The 22,378-nt window shown below is 39.1% G+C and carries 18 protein-coding genes and 1 pseudogene; 9 read left to right on the top strand and 10 right to left on the bottom strand.

The genetic code is table 11. The features are described from left to right. Window positions 1-2 precede the first annotated feature (2 nt). The gene (locus H4J62_RS02465; RefSeq protein WP_182214529.1) at window positions 3-707 is read left to right on the top strand and encodes an exonuclease domain-containing protein; all 705 of its coding nucleotides are present in this window, start codon (window positions 3-5) and stop codon (window positions 705-707) included. Between the two features lie 143 nt (window positions 708-850). Here H4J62_RS02465 and H4J62_RS02460 read toward each other — a convergent pair whose 3' ends face one another. The 4 genes from H4J62_RS02460 to H4J62_RS02445 all read right to left on the bottom strand — a co-directional run bounded on the left by H4J62_RS02460 (window position 851) and on the right by H4J62_RS02445 (window position 4,400). After that, window positions 851-1,150, bottom strand: a complete 300-nt coding sequence (locus tag H4J62_RS02460) for a hypothetical protein (protein ID WP_070375435.1) — start codon at window positions 1,148-1,150, stop codon at window positions 851-853. Window positions 1,151-1,359: 209 nt separating this feature from the next. After that, window positions 1,360-1,611 carry a YdcH family protein gene (locus H4J62_RS02455; RefSeq protein ID WP_070375436.1) on the bottom strand — a complete coding sequence of 84 codons (252 nt, stop codon included), beginning with the start codon at window positions 1,609-1,611 and terminating at the stop codon, window positions 1,360-1,362. Between the two features lie 10 nt (window positions 1,612-1,621). Beyond that, window positions 1,622-1,936 (bottom strand): TraR/DksA C4-type zinc finger protein, encoded by a 315-nt coding sequence (locus tag H4J62_RS02450; RefSeq protein WP_182214528.1) that lies wholly within the window; start codon window positions 1,934-1,936, stop codon window positions 1,622-1,624. 175 nt (window positions 1,937-2,111) lie between these two features. Further along, window positions 2,112-4,400 (bottom strand): DPP IV N-terminal domain-containing protein, encoded by a 2,289-nt coding sequence (locus H4J62_RS02445; RefSeq protein WP_182214526.1) that lies wholly within the window; start codon window positions 4,398-4,400, stop codon window positions 2,112-2,114. A gap of 306 nt (window positions 4,401-4,706) precedes the next feature. Between H4J62_RS02445 and H4J62_RS02440 the strand changes: the two genes are divergently transcribed. Continuing rightward, window positions 4,707-5,753 carry a DcaP family trimeric outer membrane transporter gene (locus tag H4J62_RS02440; RefSeq protein ID WP_070375439.1) on the top strand — a complete coding sequence of 349 codons (1,047 nt, stop codon included), beginning with the start codon at window positions 4,707-4,709 and terminating at the stop codon, window positions 5,751-5,753. Between the two features lie 1,008 nt (window positions 5,754-6,761). Here the strand turns inward: H4J62_RS02440 and H4J62_RS02435 are convergent. After that, window positions 6,762-9,110 (bottom strand): Tex family protein, encoded by a 2,349-nt coding sequence (locus H4J62_RS02435; protein WP_182214524.1) that lies wholly within the window; start codon window positions 9,108-9,110, stop codon window positions 6,762-6,764. A gap of 198 nt (window positions 9,111-9,308) precedes the next feature. After that, complete coding sequence (gene yihA, locus H4J62_RS02430) at window positions 9,309-9,950, bottom strand: ribosome biogenesis GTP-binding protein YihA/YsxC (RefSeq protein ID WP_220465222.1); 642 nt, start codon at window positions 9,948-9,950, stop codon at window positions 9,309-9,311. Window positions 9,951-10,153: 203 nt separating this feature from the next. Here yihA and H4J62_RS20725 point away from each other — a divergent pair. The 7 genes and pseudogenes from H4J62_RS20725 to H4J62_RS02400 all read left to right on the top strand — a co-directional run. After that, window positions 10,154-10,780: pseudogene (locus tag H4J62_RS20725) on the top strand (c-type cytochrome); the annotation flags it as partial. Then, complete coding sequence (locus H4J62_RS20720; protein WP_197517696.1) at window positions 10,775-11,386, top strand: c-type cytochrome; 612 nt, start codon at window positions 10,775-10,777, stop codon at window positions 11,384-11,386. The pseudogene H4J62_RS20725 and the gene H4J62_RS20720, both read left to right, overlap by 6 nt. A 197-nt stretch (window positions 11,387-11,583) precedes the next feature. Further along, window positions 11,584-12,207 (top strand): cytochrome c, encoded by a 624-nt coding sequence (locus H4J62_RS02420; RefSeq protein WP_070375442.1) that lies wholly within the window; start codon window positions 11,584-11,586, stop codon window positions 12,205-12,207. A 161-nt stretch (window positions 12,208-12,368) separates the two neighbouring features. Further along, a complete protein-coding gene (locus H4J62_RS02415) occupies window positions 12,369-12,995 on the top strand; it encodes a paraquat-inducible protein A (protein ID WP_182214521.1) in 627 nt (208 codons plus the stop codon). Continuing rightward, complete coding sequence (locus tag H4J62_RS02410; RefSeq protein WP_182214519.1) at window positions 12,985-13,656, top strand: paraquat-inducible protein A; 672 nt, start codon at window positions 12,985-12,987, stop codon at window positions 13,654-13,656. Before H4J62_RS02415 ends, H4J62_RS02410 begins: the two co-directional genes overlap by 11 nt. Then, window positions 13,646-16,666 carry a PqiB family protein gene (locus tag H4J62_RS02405; protein ID WP_182214517.1) on the top strand — a complete coding sequence of 1,007 codons (3,021 nt, stop codon included), beginning with the start codon at window positions 13,646-13,648 and terminating at the stop codon, window positions 16,664-16,666. The genes H4J62_RS02410 and H4J62_RS02405 overlap by 11 nt, the downstream gene beginning before the upstream one ends. Before the next feature lie 226 nt (window positions 16,667-16,892). Further along, on the top strand, window positions 16,893-18,440 hold the full coding sequence (locus H4J62_RS02400) for a DUF418 domain-containing protein (protein WP_182214516.1): 1,548 nt from the start codon (window positions 16,893-16,895) through the stop codon (window positions 18,438-18,440). A gap of 16 nt (window positions 18,441-18,456) precedes the next feature. On the opposite strand, the gene thiE is transcribed toward H4J62_RS02400, so the two are convergent. The 4 genes from thiE to H4J62_RS02380 form a co-directional block, all read right to left on the bottom strand. Next, complete coding sequence (thiE, locus tag H4J62_RS02395) at window positions 18,457-19,980, bottom strand: thiamine phosphate synthase (RefSeq protein ID WP_182214514.1); 1,524 nt, start codon at window positions 19,978-19,980, stop codon at window positions 18,457-18,459. A 153-nt stretch (window positions 19,981-20,133) separates the two neighbouring features. Then, window positions 20,134-20,937, bottom strand: a complete 804-nt coding sequence (locus H4J62_RS02390) for a thiazole synthase (protein WP_182214620.1) — start codon at window positions 20,935-20,937, stop codon at window positions 20,134-20,136. 2 nt (window positions 20,938-20,939) lie between these two features. After that, window positions 20,940-21,173, bottom strand: a complete 234-nt coding sequence (thiS, locus tag H4J62_RS02385; protein WP_182214512.1) for a sulfur carrier protein ThiS — start codon at window positions 21,171-21,173, stop codon at window positions 20,940-20,942. Next, window positions 21,163-22,374: an FAD-dependent oxidoreductase gene (locus H4J62_RS02380; protein ID WP_220470066.1), complete on the bottom strand. Its 1,212-nt coding sequence runs from the start codon at window positions 22,372-22,374 to the stop codon at window positions 21,163-21,165. The genes thiS and H4J62_RS02380 overlap by 11 nt, the downstream gene beginning before the upstream one ends. Window positions 22,375-22,378: the final 4 nt, after the last annotated feature.

Here is a 22,378-nt window from a genome sequence, read left to right as displayed (position 1 = left end):
ATATGCTCAGCAATCAACCCTTGTTTTATTGGTTACTCGGTTATGAAGCTCAACGAAAACGTGCTTGGGCGCGAGCGCCAGAAGGAGCCTTAAAAGACTTTCTTGCTGTTAGTTTTCCTGAACCTGATACGCCATTAAATGATATTGAAATTTTGTCGGTTGATTTTGAAACCACTGGCCTTCATGCCATTAACGATAAGTTACTAAGTGTTGGCTTTATTGGCATAAAACAGCAGCAAATATCATTAAAAGACAGCTACCATCAAATCATCAAAACGAAGGATGATCTTAGCGCAGATAACGTTATTATTCATCAAATAACTGATCAGCAAAAAGAACAAGGCGCGCCATTAAAAGAGGTGGTTGAAGCCTTACTCAAAGCTTTGGCTGGAAAAGTAATGTTGGTACATTTTGCTCGTATTGAAAGACAATTCTTGCAACAAGCTTGTTTGGAACTTTATGGCGTAGCGCCACCTTTTCCGATGATAGATACCCTAATGATAGCAAAGCGTCAACTTGATAAAAAGGATGTCGCTTACGACCCCTCAGAATTAAGATTGTCAACTTTGCGCCACGCTCATGGCTTGCCAAATCATTTTGCCCATAACGCTTTAAATGACGCTATAGCTACGGCAGAACTGTTGATGGTACAAGTCAGTGAAATGTCTGATAACAACTCACTTAAATTGCACGATTTATTATTGTAATTTCGGCTCAATGAACCCATAAAAACTAATGGCAAGTAAATCTGTTGAAGGCAAGCGTAATATTTTCAAGTTGAATATTACTTTTGAACAATACCCCTGACAACTTACTACCGCTCTTATTTGAAATGGCTTATGGTGACCGTTTAGGCTTTATCAACGGAGGTTGATGTAGACTTAGCATTGGCCTTGATTATTTCAATATCTACTTTATCAATTAGTAATAAAACGTCTGCTAATTTTTTTCTTAAATCAGCAGAGAGCTTGTTAGGGAAGCTACATTTTTTGGCGACAGAAAGTGATTCTCTGCGGATAACGATGTTAAGTAAATTCTGAATAGAGTCGGTATTTGATAGTGCTAATGCGGGGAGTGGTTTTTCAACTGCTTGATTAAAGGTATCGTACGCTTCTTGTAATGCTACTTTTGCTTGTTTTAGTCTAGCCATGTAACCACCTATTTTATTGTTATTAAGGGCCTATTGGTGTTTATCACGATTAATCAAAACACCTATGGCCCCTTCTACAATAAATAGATTTGAAACTTTGTCTAGTGTTATTCGTTAGTAATTAAACGATTGCAGTAGTGTTAACGTTATCATCTTGCCTTGAACCTATAGCTAACCTTAGTTTCATGCTCTTACTTGACGATAAAATTTTAGGTGGTTAATTTCGCTTTTTTGATGATGGTAAATAATTCATCTTTTAAATGTAAACGCTGCTTTTTTTGTTGATCGAGATATTCATCCGAAGTATTTTCAGCCCCTTGTTCAATGTGATGTACTTCTTGATCGAGCTCGTGATATTTTTTGAATAAGCGAGCAAAATGAGCATCATTCATTTTTAGGCTGCGTATTTCATCAGCAAATTCTGGAAACTCGTGGTGTAAATCATGTTTTTCTATTATCATTTTTTATCCCTTATGTTGCGCAATTAATACAAGTTGTTGTGTAAGGTAAAGCGTGTAATCTTTCGATGTTTATTAGGGTGTTACAGCTTGAACAAAAGCCATATTTTTTATTTTTTAGACGATTTAATGCGGCAATAACATACTTTAGTTCAGCTTTTGCTTGGTGATGAATTTCATCTAGCACTTCATCATTTTCGGTTTCGGTCGCTTGTTCAGCAAAGTCCTGTGAGCGACCTTGATGTAAATCAGCTTCAATAGCACTTATGCGATGCTCTAGCTGAGCTTTTTTCTCTGTTAAGGAGGTTAATATTTCTTGATGAGTCATGTCATTTTCCTTTAAATGATAAGGGCTATGACTTTATTTTATGGCAACGTTGGCTAATTGTTTTGATCTAGCGCAAGTGTAAGCGAATAATTGGCAAGCTAGGGCTGATAAAAATAATGTAATGCCAATAAAAAAGACGCAGTAAGCGTCTTTTTTATTGGGTTATAAAGCTGTTTTATTTAGAAAACTGAAACTCTTTGGGTGACGTTGCTCCCATTAAATGTTCAACAAAATAATCCCAACGTTTGCGCATCATGTAAGGTTCACGCGCAAAACCGTGGCCGCGATTAGGTAACATCAACATATCAAAATCTTTGTTAGCCTTAATCAAAGCTTCAACGACAATCAAAGTATTGTAAGGTGGTACATTGGTATCGGTTGTACCGTGAGCGATCAATAATTTACCTTGCAAACTGTCAACCGATAACTGGTTTGCTTGGCTGTCGTAATTGCTAATGCCTTCTTCATCTATAACTTCAAGACCATGGTATTTTTCGCCCCATTCATCAGCATAGTTACGGTTATCATGATTACCTGCCTGTGATACAGCTACTTTGTAGAAATTTGGAAAAGTTAATAACGCGCGAGTTGATGCGAAACCACCGCCAGAATGACCCCAAATACCAACGCGTGTTACATCAATCCAATTATGACGCTTAGCTAACTGTTCAATGGCAGAAACTTGATCAGGAATACCACTGTCGCCCATGTTGCCATAATAAAATTCATGGAAAGCTTTTGAGCGACCCGGTGTACCCAAAGCATCAATTTCTATAACAATAAAACCTAACTCAGCAATTGCTTGGTTATCGCCACGAGAGCTACGAAAATGACGGCCACGAATACTACCTACTTGTGGACCTGGATATAAATAATTAACTACAGGGTAAGATTGGCTGGCGTCAAAATTTGTTGGCTTGTACATTAAACCATAAATATCATTTTCACCGTTTCTGTCTTTAACAATAAATTCAACCGGTGCTTGCCAGCCAGACGCTTTTAATTGGCTAATATCCATGGTTTCTATGGTCAATTCTTTGTTATTACTAACGGCACGTACTCGGCTTATTTCAGCGGTTGTTGGTGTTGCCGCGCGGTCTAAAAAGTGTGTGCCGGCTTTGTTTAACGTAATGCGATGGTGCTTTTTCTCAGGTGTTAATAAGGTTAACTCAGAGCCATCTTTGTTAACGCTGTAAAGATAATGGTAATAAGGGTCACTGCCTTCTTTGCCTGCGCCAGTGAAAATAAGCTTACCCGTTTGTTGATCAACATGGAGTAATTCGATAACCGTCCAGTCACCTTGGGTAATTTGTTGTTTAACTTTCCCCGTTGCTAAATCTATTAGGTATAAATGTCCCCAGTTACTGCGCTGAGAAAACCAAATAGCCTCATTACTTTTTTCTAAATACTGCCAACTAATGCCATCGACACCTGATTCAAAAAAGCTTTTTTGTGTTTCTGACATAACAAGCTTAACTTTACCGGTTTTAGCATCAGCAATTTTCAACGTGGCAGTTTTGTGATCGCGCGTAGAAGAAACAAAGGCAAATGTTTTACTATCGTCAGCCCAATCTATGTCTAATAGTTCGCCTTTACGTCCAGCGACATGGTCAGTGATTGTTGAACGGTGAGCATCGGGTGCCATATCAAGTGGCGTGACCTTTTTACTTTCAACGTCGATAACGACACGATGAATAGCAAATATATGTTCATCACCCGGTAAAGGATACTTCCAAACGTCAATTGTTGGATGGCCAACTGCGGTTGACACTATGCCCATGTCACCTACGTTGCGGCCATCATGCTTAAAGGTGGTTAATTTTTTTGAGTCAGGCGCCCAAGTCACTACGGGAGAATCACGACGAACCCAGCCAGCATTATTGGTTGCATAGCCAAAGTCTTTAATACCGTCAGTGGTGAGTTGGCTTTCTTTATCTGTTATTAAATCACGTAACCATAGATTATGATCGCGAATAAAGACGGCACGTTTACCATCAGGTGATAAGTTTTCCGCACTTTTTTGGCTTAGTTCATCAAGCTGGCATAAATAATGAGTTAAATCACATTGGTAACTCTTTGCCTTTACTGAAAATTTGATGTTGTTTGCAGATATAAACTCTACTTGAGTGAAAGGGAACTTATCGTGATTTACTTCGCTATCAGTAATGCGAGCAAGTGATTCTGCTAATTTTTTATGATCGAATGCGAGAGATTTTTTCTGGCTATTAATATCAACTTTAAAAAATTTATCGCCGTCTTCAGTATGGCTGCGGTATACCAAAGTGTCATTGCTTGACCATAACGGGTAGTCAACAGTACCTGTTACTAACTTACTGGTATAGCTTGATAATTGTTGTTCAGCTTTTTTATAGTCGTCAACGCTTAGTTGTTTTGCCGACAACAGGGTTGGTGTCAGTGCAGAAATAATTGCAACGCCACTGGCAAGAATAAGAGATTTTCTCATCTAAATTTACCTTTTTTCATTATTAGTTATTCACTCGAGGATAATACAAGCAAAGCTATGATCAGCCTAACATTTCCTAACCGCTTCAAGTGTAATTATCGTTAAATATACAATTTTATAAGATGAAAGAATCGTTATTAACAGGCAAAAAACATCCCCTTTAGACTTATGTCTAATTTCTAAATAGCGATTAACGTTTTAAGTTATATCCATAAAATAAAAATAAAAATAAAACGATAAAAAGTAGCCAAAAGATCGTATCTGCAGTTTTTCTGAGGCTAATACACAACAAACGGGGATAGCAAAATGTTTAACAAGAAAAAGCTTCTATTAGCAACAGGATTATTCGCACTGGCTGGCACAGCAAATGCGGCTTACGAAATTAAATTAGACAACGACGATAGTATTACTTTCGGTGGTTACATCAAAGCCGACGCACGTTACATCGATGGTACTGTTGCAGCAACTGATTATTGGTATGGTAGTGGCACGGCACTAGACAATAGTATTTCTAATTTTGGTATTGCGGTAAATGAATCACGCATTAATACTAAATATAAGCATGGTGATTTAACCGGTTTTATTGAAATGGATTTCTATGGAGACGCTGTTAGAGGAGGGGGTAATGAAATTATCTCAAATTCGTCAAACCCACGTATTCGTCATGCATTTATTAAATATAAAGATCTATTAATTGGTGACACTTGGTCAACTTTTGTTAACACCAGTGCACTTGCAGAAGCCGCTGATTTTGGTGGTCCATTGTTATCAGCAGCTTTTATTCGTCAAGGACAAGTTCGTTACACTATGGGTAACTTTCAGGTCTCTGTTGAAAATCCAGAATCATATGGTGGTGTCAGTGGCAATGATTCTATGCCTGATGTTATTGCTCGTTATAATTTTAAAGGCGATTGGGGTAATGTCGCTATTGCCGCGGTAGCCAAACGATTACAAACCGTTGGTGGTAATGAAGAATCAGCACTAGGTTATGGTATTTCAGGTCGCATTAATACTTTTGGCAAAGATGACTTTCGTTTTCAATTTCATGGTGGTGAAGTAGGTCGCTATATTGGCGTAACCGCATCAAAAGATTTAATTGGCGAAGAAGTTGAAGAAACAACCTCAATCAGCGTTGCATACCGCCATTTCTGGACCGAAGATTTACGAAGCACGGCCTTTTATGGTAACACCACTACAGAAGTTGCAGATTATGACCGTACACATTGGGGTGTAAATTTATTTAAAAATGTTACTCAGCAATTATCCTTTGGTGTTGAAGTGGGTAATTTTGAAATGGCAGATAAAAATGTTGATTCTGACTACTTACAATTTTCAGCAAAATACGTTTTATAAGTATACCGTTACATAAAAGCAAAGAATTCACACGTTTTGCGTTAGTTGACCTCCTATTCTGAGGTTTTTTGGGGAAGCTTTTGCTTCCCCTTTTTTATGTACAGTATAGCGAGGTGGCATGGATGCCAAAGAACGCATATGTCATCCTAATACAAAAACAACCGTCCCAAAAACCGTCATCCTGAATTTATTTCAGGATCTAGTGTTATGAATATAGCAAGAAGCACAGATACTGAAACAAGTTCAGCATGACGGAGTCTTTAGCATAAACTCAACATGAAGCAGTATTTAGAATAAATTCAGTATGACGAGGTCTTTAGCATAAATTGAACATAACCAAGTCTTTAGCATAAATTGAACATAACCAAGTCTTTAAAATAAAAAACCGTCATCCTGAATTTATTTCAGGATCTAGTGTTATGAATATAGCAAGAAGCACAGATACTGAAGCAAGTTCAGCATGACGGGGTATTTAGCATAAACTCAACATGAAGCAGTCTTTAGAATAAATTCAGTATGACGAGGTCTTTAGCATAAATTCAACACAACCAATTATTTAGAATAAAAGACCGTCATCCTGAATTTATTTCAGGATCTAGTGTTATGAATATGGAAAGAAGCACAGATACTGAAACAAGTTCAGCATGACGGAGTCTTTAGCATAAACTCAACATGAAGCAGTCTTTAGAATAAATTCAGCATGACGAGGTCTTTAGCATAAATTGAACATAACCAAGCCTTTAGAATAAAAGACCGTCATCCTGAATTTATTTCAGGATCTAGTGTTATGAATATGGCAAGAAGCACAGATACTGAAACAAGTTCAGCATGACGAAGTCTTTAGCATAAACTCAACATGAAGCAGTCTTTAGCATAAATTCAGCATGACGAGGTCTTTAGCATAAATTGAACATAACCAAGTCTTTAAAATAAAAAACCGTCATCCTGAATTTATTTCAGGATCTAGTAGTTGATACTGATAACTTCAGTACCAACATCACCCCTCTACTACTTTTTAAACTTAGCAAAGGCATCAGCAAAAGCGTTACCCATAGCGGCATTTTCACTCTTTTTAGCGGGTGGCTTTGTATTACGTTGCGGGTTTGGCTTAGCCGTTTTGGGTGTGGTATTTTGTGAACGAGGCTGAGGCTTATTCGTCTGTTGGTTTTGTTCTGGCTTGGTGGTCACTGTTTCATCTAAACGCATAGATAAGCTAATGCGTTTTCTAGCCGCATCAACTTCCATTACTTTTACTTTAACAATATCACCTGCTTTCACAATTTCACGTGGGTCGCTAACAAATTTGTCAGTAAGTGATGAAATATGTACTAAGCCATCTTGATGAACACCTAAATCGACAAAGGCACCAAAATTGGCAACGTTTGAAATAACACCTTCAAGTACCATGCCGACAGTTAAGTCATTAATGGTATTTACACCTTCTTTAAACTGTGCGGCTTTAAAAACAGGTCGAGGATCTCGGCCGGGCTTTTCTAGCTCACTAATAATATCTTTAAGCGTTAATTCGCCAATATTAATATCGTTGAGATCTGTGATATTAATTTTACTTAATTGTTCACTATTACCGATTAAATCACTAATGTTGCTATTAAGATGGGCAATGATCTTTTCAATAACTGGGTAGCTTTCTGGATGAACACCTGAATTGTCTAGTGGATTTTTACCACCTGAAATACGTAAAAATCCCGCTGCCTGTTCAAAGGCTTTAGGACCCAAACGCGCTACTTTCTTGAGTTCTTTTCTGTCATCAAAACGACCATGTTCGTCGCGATAAGCAACGACGTTATCAGCCATCGTTTTATTTAATCCTGAAACTCGTGTTAATAACGCAGCCGAAGCACTATTTAAATCAACACCGACATTATTTACACAATCTTCTATAACATTGTCGAGGGTTTTACTTAGCTGGCTCTGACTTACGTCATGTTGATATTGACCAACGCCAATCGCTTTAGGGTCAATTTTCACTAGTTCAGCTAATGGGTCTTGTAAACGCCGTGCAATAGAAACCGCGCCGCGAATGGAGACGTCTAAATCTGGAAATTCTTTTGCGGCAAATTCTGAAGCAGAATAAACAGAAGCACCGGCCTCACTGACCATCACTTTTTGTGGTTTATTTGCTTCTAATGCCTGAATAACCTCTGCCGCGAGTTTGTCACTTTCACGTGAGCCAGTACCATTACCTATCGCGAGTAATTCAACTTTGTGTTGTTGGCATAAATTGACTAAGGTTCGTACTGATTTTTCCCAATGATTCTGTGGTGCGTGTGGGAAAATTGTCGCGGTTTGTAATAATTTACCGGTAGCATCAACAATCGCTAATTTACAACCCGTTCGCATACCTGGATCTAAGCCTAGTGTCGTTTTTGCACCAGCGGGCGCAGCCATTAATAAATCACTTAAATTGGTGGCAAAAACTTTTATCGCCCCATTTTCTGCTTGTTCACGTAAATTACCCAATAGTTCAGTTTCTAAGCTTAGGCTTAATTTTATTTTCCATGCCCAGCGTACCACTTTAGTGATAAATTCTGCACCAGCTTGTCCGGTTAAACGCAGATTGTAGTGCTCACAAATAATTTGTTCGGCACTTGAGTACTGACTATCTTCTTGGTTTGGGTCTACGTTAATACTGAGTTGTAATATTTTTTCATTGCGACCACGCAACATCGCTAAAGCACGATGTGAGGGAACATTTTTTAATAATTCTGAGTGCTCGAAATAGTCGCGATATTTAGCGCCTTCTTGCTGTTTGCCTTTAGCGACAATACTGGTTAAATGTGCTTGCTTTAATAAATGCTTACGCAGCTTTTGTAATAAATTGGCGTCTTGAGCAAAACGTTCAATAAGGATATAAATAGCGCCCTCAAGGACTGATTTTTCATCGCTAAAACCGGCATCATTATTGATAAAAGCTTTTGCTTCAACTTCTGGCGTTAACGCCCAGTTATTATAAAGGTTATTGGCAAGTGGTTCTAAACCCGACTCTATGGCTATTTGGCCTTTAGTGCGACGCTTAGGTTTAAACGGTAAATATAAATCTTCTAAACGGGTTTTGTTGTCTGCTGCTTGTAATTCTTTTTCTAATGCTGGCGTTAATTTATCTTGTTGGGTGATGCTGGTAATAATGACTTTTCGACGATCTTCAAGCTCACGTAAATAACTTAAACGTTGATCAATGTGGCGCAGATGATTATCGTCTAACCCTTGAGTAACCTCTTTACGGTAACGCGCAATAAAAGGTACGGTTGCACCGTCATCAAGCAAGTTAATTGCTGAAGTTATCTGAGCGGTTTTAACGTTAAGTTCTGTTGCGATGAGTTCAGCAATGGTAGCCATTAATTGACGAGCCTTTTTGAAAGAATAAGTTTTAAAGCACTATGTTGCCATGGTTTGATAGCAGCATCAATTTGCTTGTTAGGTTTGTGGATGAAGATTAATGATTGAAAAACGAATGTTTTGTTTATCGCGTTTTTCGTATGAAAAACATTAGCCAAGTTAGACCTTAGTAAGGTCACTTGGCATTAAATGGCGATGCTAAAACTCTTCACTTTCGGGAAGGTCTGTTGGTAAATCGGCAGACAACCACTTACAAATTAGGTCATTTGCTGTTTCTAACCCCGTATATTTTAATGATGAAAAAGCTTGTACGGTAATATCTGCATTTAACGATGCTAAGGCTTTTTTAACCTGAAGCACTTCAGCACTTCTTTTACCTTGTGAAAGCTTGTCGCATTTTGTTAATAACGCCAATATCGGTAAATCACTGTCCGCGGCCCATTGGATCAAGTCCATATCAAGATCTTTTAACGGATGACGAATATCCATTAAAATAACTAGGCCTTTTAAACAATCACGTTTTTCTAAATATTCGCCAAGTGCTTTTTGCCATTTTTTCTTCATTTCAATCGGCACTTTGGCAAAGCCGTAACCGGGTAAGTCAACCAAACGTCTGTTAGGTGCGACTTCAAAAATGTTAATAAGCTGCGTTCGACCCGGTGTTTTACTGACACGAGCTAAACCACGTTGGTTAGTTAAGGTATTTAGTGCGCTTGATTTACCCGCATTTGAACGTCCCGCAAAGGCCACTTCTATACCGTTGTCTTCAGGCAAGCGACGAATATCCGGCGCACTTAAAGTGAAAGTGGCTTTACTTAAATGAATAACAGGTGATGACAAAATGGTGTCCAATAACAAATAAAAAAAGCATTATATCTTTTTTTTCTCGTGAAACAGTAAAAAGTGTCATTTTTTAAGCTTAATTTTTACTATGCTTATTACACCGTGATGATATTAGTGTAAAATATGACTAGTTTTTTATATTCATCCGTTTATTTTTTAGTGAATACTTAATCAATAGTAATAGAGCAGAGAGCCATTCAATGAATAAAATTATTTTTTCGTTAATTCTTGCCGTAACGAGTATTAATGTCGCGTTCGCAGCAACCGGAAGTGTTGATGCAGGTAAAAGTAAAGCAGCTATGTGTAGTGCTTGTCATGGTGCTAATGGGATTGGCGCAAGTGATGCGTTTCCTAACTTAGCGGGTCAGCATGCTGCCTATATTGTTAAACAACTACAAGCCTTTAAAAGTGGTACACGTGTCAACGCTATGATGGGACCAATGGCTGCTGGCTTATCCGATCAAGATATGGCTGATATCGGTGCTTATTTCTCAAGTTTAGATAGAAGTGGCGCAACCGTTTCAGTTGAACTTGCTAGCATGCATTCAGCTCCGGCTGCTGTAGTAGAAACTGTTGCTTATGTTGGCAATGCTAGTGCAGGTAAGAGCCTTTACGAATTAGGTGATGCTTCACGTAATATTGCTAGCTGTATCGGCTGCCATGGTAAAGAGGGCAATAGTCAGGTACTAATCAACCCTAATTTAGCCAACCAACATGCCCAGTATATCGAAAAGCAATTATATGCTTTTAAAGATAAAACGCGCATTAACTATGCAATGAATCAATTTGCTGGTGCGATGACCGATGAAGATATTGCCGATATGGGCGCCTATTTTGCTGATACCAAGGCCGTTGCTCATGTAAAACCTAAGCGTGTTACTAAGGTTGCGATTATTACCGAAGAAGCGATTGCCGGAAAAGCAAAGTCAGCAATGTGTAGTGCTTGTCACGGTGCGGACGGTAATAGTTTAGTGCCTATGTATCCAAAATTAGCAGGACAACATGCGGAATATACAGCTAAACAACTAAAAGAGTTTAAATCTGGTGTGCGTGAAAATGCGGTAATGGCAGGTATGGCTGCAGCCTTGTCTGAACAAGACATGGCTGAATTAGGCGCATATTTTGCTAGTCAAAAACCGACGCCAGGTAATGGCAAGGGCTCTGAACTAGGGCGCAAATTATACTTTGGTGGAGACCCAGCTCGTGGTATTACCGCTTGTATCGCTTGTCATGGCGCAACGGGTAAAGGTGTTGCAAAAGCTGGTTTCCCTGTTGTTGCTAATCAAAGTGTTGAATACTTAACTGCACAGTTAATGAGTTTTAAAACCGGTGAACGCAATAATGATCGTAATGGCATGATGGGAAATATAGCTAAACGTTTGAAGAAAAATGACATTGATGCATTAGCGCAATACATGTCTTCAATGAAATAAAGCACGGTTAAAAGAATATTTTTAAAAAAGCAGCTTAATAAGCTGCTTTTTTATGCCTGCTAAGTGATCAATAAATTAGTCCGATGGGTATAACTTGTGTAAACTGTTTGATATTGAAGACTGCAGTGCCTAAGGTAATAACCTTACCAATCATTGCTAGCCACATTTAATTATCTACATATATAGAGAGCTCATTGATGAAAAGAATACTACTAAGCTTGGTTTTATTAGGAACAAGTGCACTAAATATCAGCTATGCTGCCCAAGGTAATGTTGATGCCGGTAAAACAAAATCTGCAATGTGTGGAGCATGTCATGGTGTTGATGGTAATAGCTTAGTACCTATGTATCCTAGTCTGGCTGGACAAGGTAGTAGCTATATCGCGAAACAATTAGCTGACTTTAAAACGGGGCTAACTTCGGGCGGAAAAGAAGGTCGTGTTAATGCAATTATGGGTGGTATGGCCATGGCATTGAGCGAACAAGATATGCTTGATTTAGGCGCTTATTATAGTGCACAACCTGCAAAATATGCGGGTGGAGCAACCAGTGATGTTGGTAAAAAGCTATATTTTGGTGGTGATATAGAGCGTGGAATTACCGCTTGTATTGCTTGCCATGGCGCTGATGCAAAAGGCATGTCACAAGCTGGTTTCCCAGCTCTGGGCGGACAAAATGCAATGTACTTAACTGCTCAGTTGGAAAGTTTTCGTTCGGGAGCTCGCAACAATGACAAAAATGGCATGATGCGAAATATTGCTATGAAGCTAGAAGATGCAGATATTGCCGCCTTAGTGCAATACATGTCGACGATAAAATAGTCGCTTATAGCTACATGTAGTTCTGAACATAAAGCAGCTTAATAAGCTGCTTTTTTATTGGCTAAGATAGGTTAATGTCGTACACTAAAATAGATATTATTAGTTGGTAATTTGTTGATTTTAAAGGTAAGGGTAATTATCTTGATGGAACTGGGTCTTTAGTGAAAAATCATTCAGTTGTTAATAATATGATTGCTTGTCATCAATGCGATTCGTTATTACCTATGCCGTATTTATTAGAAGGACAAAATGCTTTATGTGGTTGTTGTGGCGCGATGTTGTTTTCAAAGAAGAGGGATGCGATTAATCGAACCCTTGCTGTCGCCATTGCGGGGTTATTGTTTTTTTTACCCGCAGCATTATTACCTATTATTGGCATCGGCGCCGCAGGTCTTTACAACGATGCCTCTCTGGTTGACTGTATTACGCTTTTAATTGATAGTCGCAATTACGTACTCGCCTTTGCTGTTTTTATGTTTACCATTGCTATCCCTGTAGTGAGGCTGATCACGGCCTTATATATTTCATGGTGCATAAAGTTTCAAAAAATTAAACCTTCGTTGTTAGTGTTTTTTCGCTCTTATCATGTTTTAGATACTTGGACGATGCTCCACGTTTTTTTACTTGGTGTTGTTGTTTCTATGTATAAACTTTCTTCACTGGCTGATATGACGATTGATGGTGGGTTAATTAGTCTAATATTCCTGTTGTTATGTTCAACATTGGTGTCGGTGACAATAGATCAGCACAATATATGGCATGAGCTGGAGAAATCTCTTGAGCAATAAAGCCCTTGCCGCAGGTTTAGGCAGTTGCCCAAAGTGTCATAAGCTCAATGTTATGCATAGCGAGCGACAAGTCTGTTCACGCTGTTTAACGCTATTTTCTGCTCGAAAACCTAAAAGTATTGAATACACGTTAGCTTGGACCATTGCCGCGTTAGTGATGTTTATTCCGGCTAATATTTATCCTATGATGGTGTTTTACACTTTCGGCAACCCCGAAGCATCAACCATTTTGGAGGGGATCGCCATTTTTATTCAAATGGGGATGTTGCCGGTAGCGATCATCATTTTTATTGCTAGCTTTGTTATACCCTTAGGGAAAATTATTGGGCTATTTACCTTGATGTACAACACCAAAAGAAAAACACAATTGTCGTTAAAACAACAAGGAAAGTTATATCATATTGTCGAATTTTTAGGACCATGGTCAATGCTCGATGTATTCGTGGTGACGGTCATGGCTGCGGTCGTTAATTTAGGCTTTTTATCTAGTATTGAACCAGCAGTTGGTATTACCTACTTTACTTTAATGGTAATTTTTACCATTTTTGCCGCGGAAAGCTTTGATCCGCGACTATTATGGGATAACTATCAGAAGCATAATCATCAGTCACTTTCTGAAAAAACATATAACAAAACGGATGTCCCTCATCATGACAAATAAAACTATTCTTGCCGAATCAAAAGCTATTATTAAAAGTCGAGAAGGTATTTCTGCAGTCTGGTTAGTGCCTATTATTGCGTTGTTGTTTGGTGCTTGGCTAATTATAAAAGCTGTTTCTGACCGAGGCACGTTTATCACCGTTCAGTTTGAAAGTGCAAGTGGTATTGTGGTTGGTAAAACCCAAGTTCGCTATAAAGGACTTACCACAGGTATTGTTCGTCACGTTGAAGTATCTGAAGACTTACAGAGTGTTATTGTCGAAATTGAAATGATTTCAAGCTCGAAAAAAATGTTGACCGATAAAACACGTTTTTGGTACGTGACTGCCGACGTTTCATTTCAAGGTATTACCGGATTAGACACTTTGTTATCAGGGAGTTACATAAATGTGATGCCTGATATAGAAGAAGAAGGTAAAGCACAGAGTCACTTTATTGCCTTAAGTGAAGAACCGGTATTAGATCAAGCAACGCCAGGTTTACATGTATCATTAACAACAAAAACTTTGGGTTCATTAGGCAAGAAATCGCCGGTTTTATTTAAACAAATTACCGTCGGTTATGTCGCTGGATTTAACTATGAGGCAACTTCTGATCTGATCAATATTAACCTTTTTATTGAACCTGAGTACGCTAACTTAGTAAAAGAAAACTCGCGTTTCTGGAATACCAGTGGCGTAACAGTATCAGGCTCATTAACTAGTGGTGTTACTGTTCATACCGATTCACTGGCTTCTGTTGTTGCTGGAGGTGTGGCTTTTGGAAACTCTGATTATGAAGCAGTTATGGGACCAGCGATCAACGGCCAAAATTTCACCTTATATTCTGATTATGAAACCGCCAATATGGGCCATGAAATTCAGTTAATGTTAAACTGGAATTCAGGTATAGATCGCGATGCAGCGATTATGTATCAAGGGTTAACATTAGGAAAAATTACCGATTTTACTCGTATTGATCCCGAAGAAAGGATCATCGAAGCCAGTGCTATTATCAATCCTCGTATCATTCCCTATTTAACCAGTGGTTCGCAGTTTTTTGTTATAGCGCCAAATCTGGACTTAGGCGGCGTTACAAATTTACATACATTAATGCTAGGCGCTCACATTGGTATTCGTCCATCAGTTGATGGTAAACCGTTAAATAAATTTAACGTATATAATCAAGAGCCTGCCTACCAATATAGTGAGCCTGGGTTACATTTAGTGTTAAAAGCACAAGATGTTGGCTCTTTAACCACAAGCTCTAATATTTATTATAAACAGCAGAAAGTAGGTACTATTCAGGCAATTGAAAATATTGGCCCTAATGAATTTTTAGTACACATTTTCATTGAACCTAAATACAAAAGCTTTGTTTCTAGTGATAGTCACTTTTGGAACGCCAGTGGTTTGCATATTTCAGGTGGCTTACAAAATTTTGATATACAAGCACAATCTATTCAGTCGATGTTAGCGGGCGGTATTGCTTTTGACTTAGGTGATAATAATGAAAAATCAGCACCTAAGAATGGTGATAGCTTTCAGCTGTTTATTGATAAAAACGTGGCTAAACAACGTTCAACATTTAATCTTTATACGAATAGTGCCCATGGTTTAAGTAACAAAACCCGTATCATGCTAAGAGGTGAAGAAATTGGTTCTGTTCATAAAGTCATTCGCCAGCAAGACCAAGTTACCCTTCAGGTTGGGGTCTTAACTGATTACGAATATATTCTCCGAGAAAACAGTCAGTTTTGGCTCGTTAATGCCGACTTATCCTTGTCAGGAATGACAAATACCGATGCTTTATTTGGCGGGGCGTATATCAGCGTTAACGTTGGAGAAGGTGAAAAAGCCCATGATTTTATTGTCACTGACTTACCACCGGCAAAACACTTATCATCACAAGGACTACAACTTTCGCTAAAATCAGAGCAAGGGAATGTCGTTAATCCAGGCAGTCCGATTAGCTTTAGAGGCATAGCTGTAGGACAAGTGGATAATGTTTCTCTCGATACTACAGGTAATAACGTTGAAATAAATATTACCGTTGATGAAGAATACCGACATTTAATTTCTAATTTTACCCGTTTCTACAACGCCAGTGGTGTAACTATAAGCGGTGGTCTAGGGAATTTTATTGTTAAAACAGAATCTGCTGATGCGATATTAAAGGGGGGGATCAGTTTTATAAACCCAGAAATAAAGCCTGAGCAAGACACCGTTGAAGAGGGAGAGAAATTTACCTTATTTGATAATGTTGAGTATGCAAAATTAGCGGGCGTTGCCATAGAAATTCATTTTAGTGATGTAGAGGGCTTGAAAAATAATTTAAAAATAAAATATCAAGATCAACAAGTTGGCTTAGTTTCTCGGATCAAATTTGATCAGCAAGGATTTGGCGCAACCGTTTATGCTTTTCTAAATGACAGTGGCCGAAAGTTCGCGGTTGCAGACTCAAAATTTTGGTTTGCTAAACCAGAGCTTGCTCTTGTGGGCTCAGTAAATGTTGGCGCTATTCTAGAGGGGGGCTTTATTGGATTAATGCCAGGTAAGGGAGAAATAAGTCATCGCTTTGAGGCCAAAGCCATTATGCCTGTAACAACGACGCTTCCTTCAGGGTTAAATCTTTCATTAAGTGCAAAAAACTTAGGTTCAGTAAGAACTGGCAATCCTGTGCTCTATCGACAAGTTAAAGTTGGTCGGGTAATTGGTGTCGACTTATCACCTACTGCCGACACCGTTAATATCTATATTAATATTTATCCGCGTTATGCGCCTTTAGTAAGTCAAAGCAGTCGGTTTTGGAATACCAGCGGTATTCGTATTGATGCGGGGCTTTTTTCAGGGATCAATATAGACTCAGAATCTATAGAAACACTGCTTGCCGGTGGTATAGCTTTTGCGACACCTGAAGTTGACGTTAATGAAACTTTTCAGCCAGCAGAGCAAGGACAACTATTTAAGTTAGCACGAGATGTTGATGACGATTGGCATAAGTGGCAACCTAAAATTGAATTGTCGCAATAAGAACAAGAGATACCCCCTTAACTTTGTTCAATACACTGTTGGCGATAGCGTTAAGGAAAAGCCGTAAATTTGGTCTAAAGTTACAATTTGTTGTCTATTTATTAATAACTATAATAATAAAGTTCATACAACTCGTTAAAAACCAATAGGTAACGAATTGGCATGACTCATGCTATTAAGCATGCAAACAATATTAACTCATTATAATAATACAGTGGAAAAACCTATGGAAAATGAATTCCCCGGCACTAATAAAGAGCTAACACCGCTCACAAACTCTAATCGTATTCAAGTAATGGACTTACTTCGTGGTTTTGCCTTAATTGGCATTATTATGATGAATATCGAATGGTTTAATCGCCCTGTTAGCGCATTACTGAGCTTTGATTATAGTCTTACTGGCTTCGATTGGGCATCAAGTTGGTTAGTTAAAGTGTTTGTAGAAGGCAAATTTTATAAGTTGTTTTCAATACTTTTTGGTATGGGTTTTGCCATCATGCTCGTTAGGGCGCAAGAGGCAGATCGTAAATTTGGCGCATGGTTTACCCGACGTATGTTGGCATTATTTGTTTTTGGTATGGCGCATTTAATTTTTCTTTGGGGTGGAGATATTATTCACGACTATGCGGTAGGAGGTTTGCTTTTACTGGGGTTTGTTTTACTTTTACGCATTAAAAAATTAGCGCGATTTAATACCCCCGCTACGTTTGCAAAAGTGGGTTTCTCACTATTATTGATGCCGTTATTGGTTTCAATGTTTGCCGCTCTTTATTTTGGTGTTACCCGTGACAACACCGTAATAACCAACGATTGGCAACAGGAAGTCAGCATTAATCAGCAGCTTAATGTTTTACTGCAACAAGAAAAAGATAATCCAAAAGAAATATGGGTTAGTAAAGATACCGAGATTGAAGACGAAAGTACCTTAATAGCAGCGAGTGCGGCAGTCATCGATAGTGATGTTGAAGCATTAGAAGAAAAAGAAGAAGCTGTAGAAGTCGATGAAGATAGCATGACCGACGAAGAGCTTATTATTTATAAAGCTCAACAACGTTTTGAACGAAAACAAAGCCGTGCGCAAGATGAAGCAAAAGAAACAGCAGCTTTTACGCAAACTAGCTATATTGAAGCGACTAAGTACCGAGCTAAAAGCGCCGTTGAAGCTTTAGGTAACACGCCAACCTTTGCCTTCTTTGTTTGTTTACCTCTTTTCATGGTGGGCTATTGGTTAGTCGCTAGTGGCAGAATGAAAAACCCACAACAACACCAAAGTTTCTTCAGTGTTATGTGCTGGGGCGGATTGAGCATTGGCCTACTGTTAAGTATTGCTGGAACTTTTATTAGTCTACACCCAGTGACAAAAAGTGCTATCGAAGTGAGAGCGGGCGGACAAACTATTTTTTATTATGGGCAGTTTGTTCTCTGTGCCGGTTATATTGGCTTGTTTGTAAAATTAGCCAGCAAAGCTTGGTTTATCAAAGGTTTTTCATGGTTGGCACCGTTAGGAAAAATGGCGCTTACTAATTACATCGGTCATTCTATAATCTTAACGACAATATTTTATGGCTATGCTGGTGGTATGTTTGGCCAAATAGCCCGCGGACAACAAATGCTTATTGTCGTCGCGGTGATTTTTGCCCAAGTTGTTTTTTGTACACTATGGTTGAAATTCTTTAGATTTGGCCCGTTAGAATGGTTATGGCGCTCAATTACGTACCTGAAATGGCAACCACTACGCTTAGAAAAAAAACTTGATACAAGTATAGCTTCTTAGGTTTTACTGGGAAAAATTACTGCATAATATGCTGGAATTGTTTAACTGCGATTTCAGCATTTTCACTTTCAGTGATCGCGGTAACAACCGCTATACTGTCAACACCCGTCTGCCAAACACGTTCTGCTCGTTGATGATTAATACCGCCAATGGCTACAACCGGAATATTGCTGGCTAATTTCAATAGCTGTTGTAAGTTATCTACCCCTTGAATTTGTCCGCTCATATTTTTAGTTTTAGTGGGAAATATAGCGCCAATCGCTAAATAAGAGGGTTGTAATTGTTGTGCTAATAAAAATTCATAACAACCATGAGTACTAATACCTAAGTGTAAACCTGACTGATGAATCTTAGTTAAATTAGCGTTTTGTAAATCTTCTTGGCCGATATGCACACCGTAAGCGCGATGCTTTATTGCTAATTGCCAATAATCATTAATAAACAAGCGCGTTTTATACGGCTGACTAATGGCTATGGCTGCAATGATTAGTTTTTCAAGCTCGATGTCCGTCTTATTTTTCAACCGCAGTTGAATAATGTTTAAGCCTAATGGCAATAAACGTTTTAACCAATAAAGTGAGTCAACCACAGGGTAAAGCCCAAGCTTATTATCTGATAGTGCCAACGATGGAAAAGGCGGTAACTGCTGATATTTCTTGACTAGGTTGGATGATATTCTGGGGAAAAAGTCAGCACTATTAGGCCAATGGGTTTGTTCAAATGCACCATAATAATCGGTTTTTTTCATGCTAGCAGTTACCGATTTAGCTAAACCCTGATTAATAAATGCTTTGGTTAAGGTAAAGGCATCACGTAATAAATAGCCGCGTGCTAAAAAAGCCGCTAATGCGCTAGCAAAGGAGCATCCACCACCATGACTGTAAGAAGTATTTATTCGTGGTGAAGAGAGTTGATAACTTATCGATGATTGCTCAACGTGATGTAAACAATAGTCATCACTGACTTGTAAACCATCATTGTCTAACACGGCACTGTGCCCACCTTTTACAATGACGCTGGCGACGCCTAATTCGGCAATTTTTATTGCCAGCTCAACGGGGTTAAGTATCAATAAGTTTGATAATTGTTGCGCTTCCATCAGGTTGGGGGTAATAACATCAATATAGCTGAACAATAGGGTTAAATCTTCTCGCTGTAGTGTCGAAAAACGACCACCGACGCTCGCTTGGCCAACGGGGTCAAAAACGACACTTATTTTTGAGTAGTTAGCTTTAAAGCCCGCTAATAATTCGGTTAACCATGTGACTTGTTCAAGATTGGCTATTAAGCCAATCTTAATGACACTGGGTGGTTTATCACTAATTAATACCTTAGCTTGTTGTTGTAATGTCTCGCTAGCGACCGGATTTATCGAGACAAGGCGGTTAGCGTTTTGTACGGTATTCGCGGTGATCAAATGACAAACTTCAACACCCAAGGCATGACCTGTTTTTATATCGGCGGCAATGCCCGCACCACCAGAGCAATCGCTGCCAGAAATCGTCCATACAATCGGTTTTTCTTTAACACTTTCTGTCATAGCTTTATCCTTGTTGCCTTATTGATGCCAAAAAGGTGTATCTAGGGTTGGCGTTGATCGTCCAGATAGTCGGTTTCTCTTTAACACTTTCTGTCATAGTTTAACCCTTATTGCCTTATTGCCTTATTGCCTTATTGACGCCAAAAAGCTGCCTTATTGATGCCAAAAAGGTGTATCTAGGGTTGGGGTTGATGGGTGAGCGGTTTGTCGTTGCTGCATTACACCCGCCATGTATCCTTGCTCGCCAGCGACAATGGCTTGTGCGAAGGCTTTTGCCATCAGTACCGGACTATCTGCCAAGGCAATTGCTGAATTTAATAATACGGCGTCGTAACCCATTTCCATAGCTAGACAAGCATCTGAGGGTTTACCAATACCCGCATCTAAAATGAGAGTTGCATCTGGAAGCCGCGAACGAATTGTTGCTAAATTATAAGGGTTCATTAGACCCTTACCTGTGCCTATTGGCGATGCCCAAGGCATGATCACCTGACAACCTAAGTCATATAAACGCTGACACACCACTAGATCGTCGGTGCAATAAGGTAGCACTTTAAAACCCTCATTTACCAACTGTTCACTGGCCTTTAATAGCTCGATAGGGTCTGGTTGTAAATTATAGTCATCACCGATAACTTCCAATTTTATCCAATCCGTTTGAAAAATTTCGCGGCTCATTTTTGCTAGGGTTACCGCTTCTTTAGCTGTTTTACAGCCCGCCGTATTGGGTAATAAAAATCCCTGAGTCTCTTTAACAACCTCTTGAATATACTGCCAAATTTTTGCGCCTGACTGTTGCGCAGGGTTTTGGCGTTTTAACGACAAGGTGACAATTTTTGAGCCACTGGCTAATATCGCTTTTTTCATGATCTGTGGCGAAGGATAAAGTGCGCTACCAATTAATAAACGACTATTAACCGCTTGTCCGTATATCATTAGTTCGGTTGAAAATGTCATCATTAACCTCCCTGAATAGGAAACAGTACATCTATACTATCCTCTTGATTAATTGTGGTTTTTTGATAGTCAGCTTTACCAATAAAGTCACCATTAAGGGCTACGGCAAAACTTTGTTTTTGCTGCTCTGGCGTTAAATAATGCAGTAATGCCATTGATATATTGGGGGTTATACTGGCAATGGTGATTACTTGTCCATTGATAAAATAGGTTGTTATAGCTGCTTTAGTATTCATTGATGGCTAACCACTTATGATAAGGAGATTCTGTTAATGAGCGACACTCGAAAAAATGCGCAACGGTAAACTCTAACTGCTTTAACACAACCGGCGCAATAAGGTAGCCGTGGCGAAACAGTCCATTGACCTGGATAAGCCGATTTTGCAGTGATATTTTAGCTTGGTTATCACTAAAAGCAGGTCTTAACTGGCTAATATGTTGATGAATATTGGCTTCAGCAAATCCAGCATGGACACTATAAGCCGCGCTGAGTAATTCCATTGAAGAACGTACCGTCATTGGCGCGCAGTCTTCACTTTCGATTTCAGTTGCTCCCACGACATAAAAGCCGTTAGTTTTAGGGGCTATATATAATTGATAGCGAGGGTGCATTAAACGAATAGGCCGGGTAATATTGACTTCAGGGGAAAATAACTGAAATATCTCACCTCGTACTCCTCGTAAATCTTTTAAGGGGGCTGCGGTGTTTTCGCCTGCACTGTTGCGTGCGCCTGCACCGCGACAGTCAATTGCTAAATCAGCAGCAATAATATGCTTTGACGTGTTAGTTTGCTTACTGCCTTTGTTGCCTAGTGGGTTATCCTCATGGTAAGTGACTAAACAGCTCGATTTTTGCTGTTCAATGTTAACGACAGGTGAACTTTCTAACCAAGTAACGCTACTTTTTTCTAGCTGCTTTTGCAGGGCTTTTAGTAATTTACGATTACCTATTTGCCCTTCTTCAGGTAAAAACAACCCATGATTAAAGCGATGAGCTAATTCAGGCTCAAGGGCAAGTATTTGTTGGCGATTCAGTTGCTGTATCTGATGTTGCGGATAATGATTTTTGATATAAGCCATGAAACGCTGATAATCGCCTTGGTCTTGTTCATGGCTAACCATTAAGGTGCCTGCTTGTTGAAAATAAGTGTAACTGTCTAATTTAGCAAGAATCTCAGGCCAAAGCGCTAATGACTCAAAGCCCATTTCAACAATATTACGATCGCTATGCATAGCTTCACCTAGCGGCGTTAATAAACCGGCAGCAGCATAAGCGGCACTTTGGTGGCCCTGTTTATTATCTTTATCAATCAAGGTTACTTGATGACCTTGATTAACCAGAGACAATGCCATTAAACGACCCACTAATCCTGCGCCAATAACAACGATGTTGGCACAGATTTGAGTAGGTTTAGGGAACTGTTGAGAAATAGTCATCGGC

Source organism: Colwellia sp. BRX8-5 (assembly GCF_014077325.1).
Classification (GTDB): domain Bacteria; phylum Pseudomonadota; class Gammaproteobacteria; order Enterobacterales; family Alteromonadaceae; genus Colwellia_A.
This window is presented reverse-complemented; position numbering and strand designations above follow the sequence as displayed.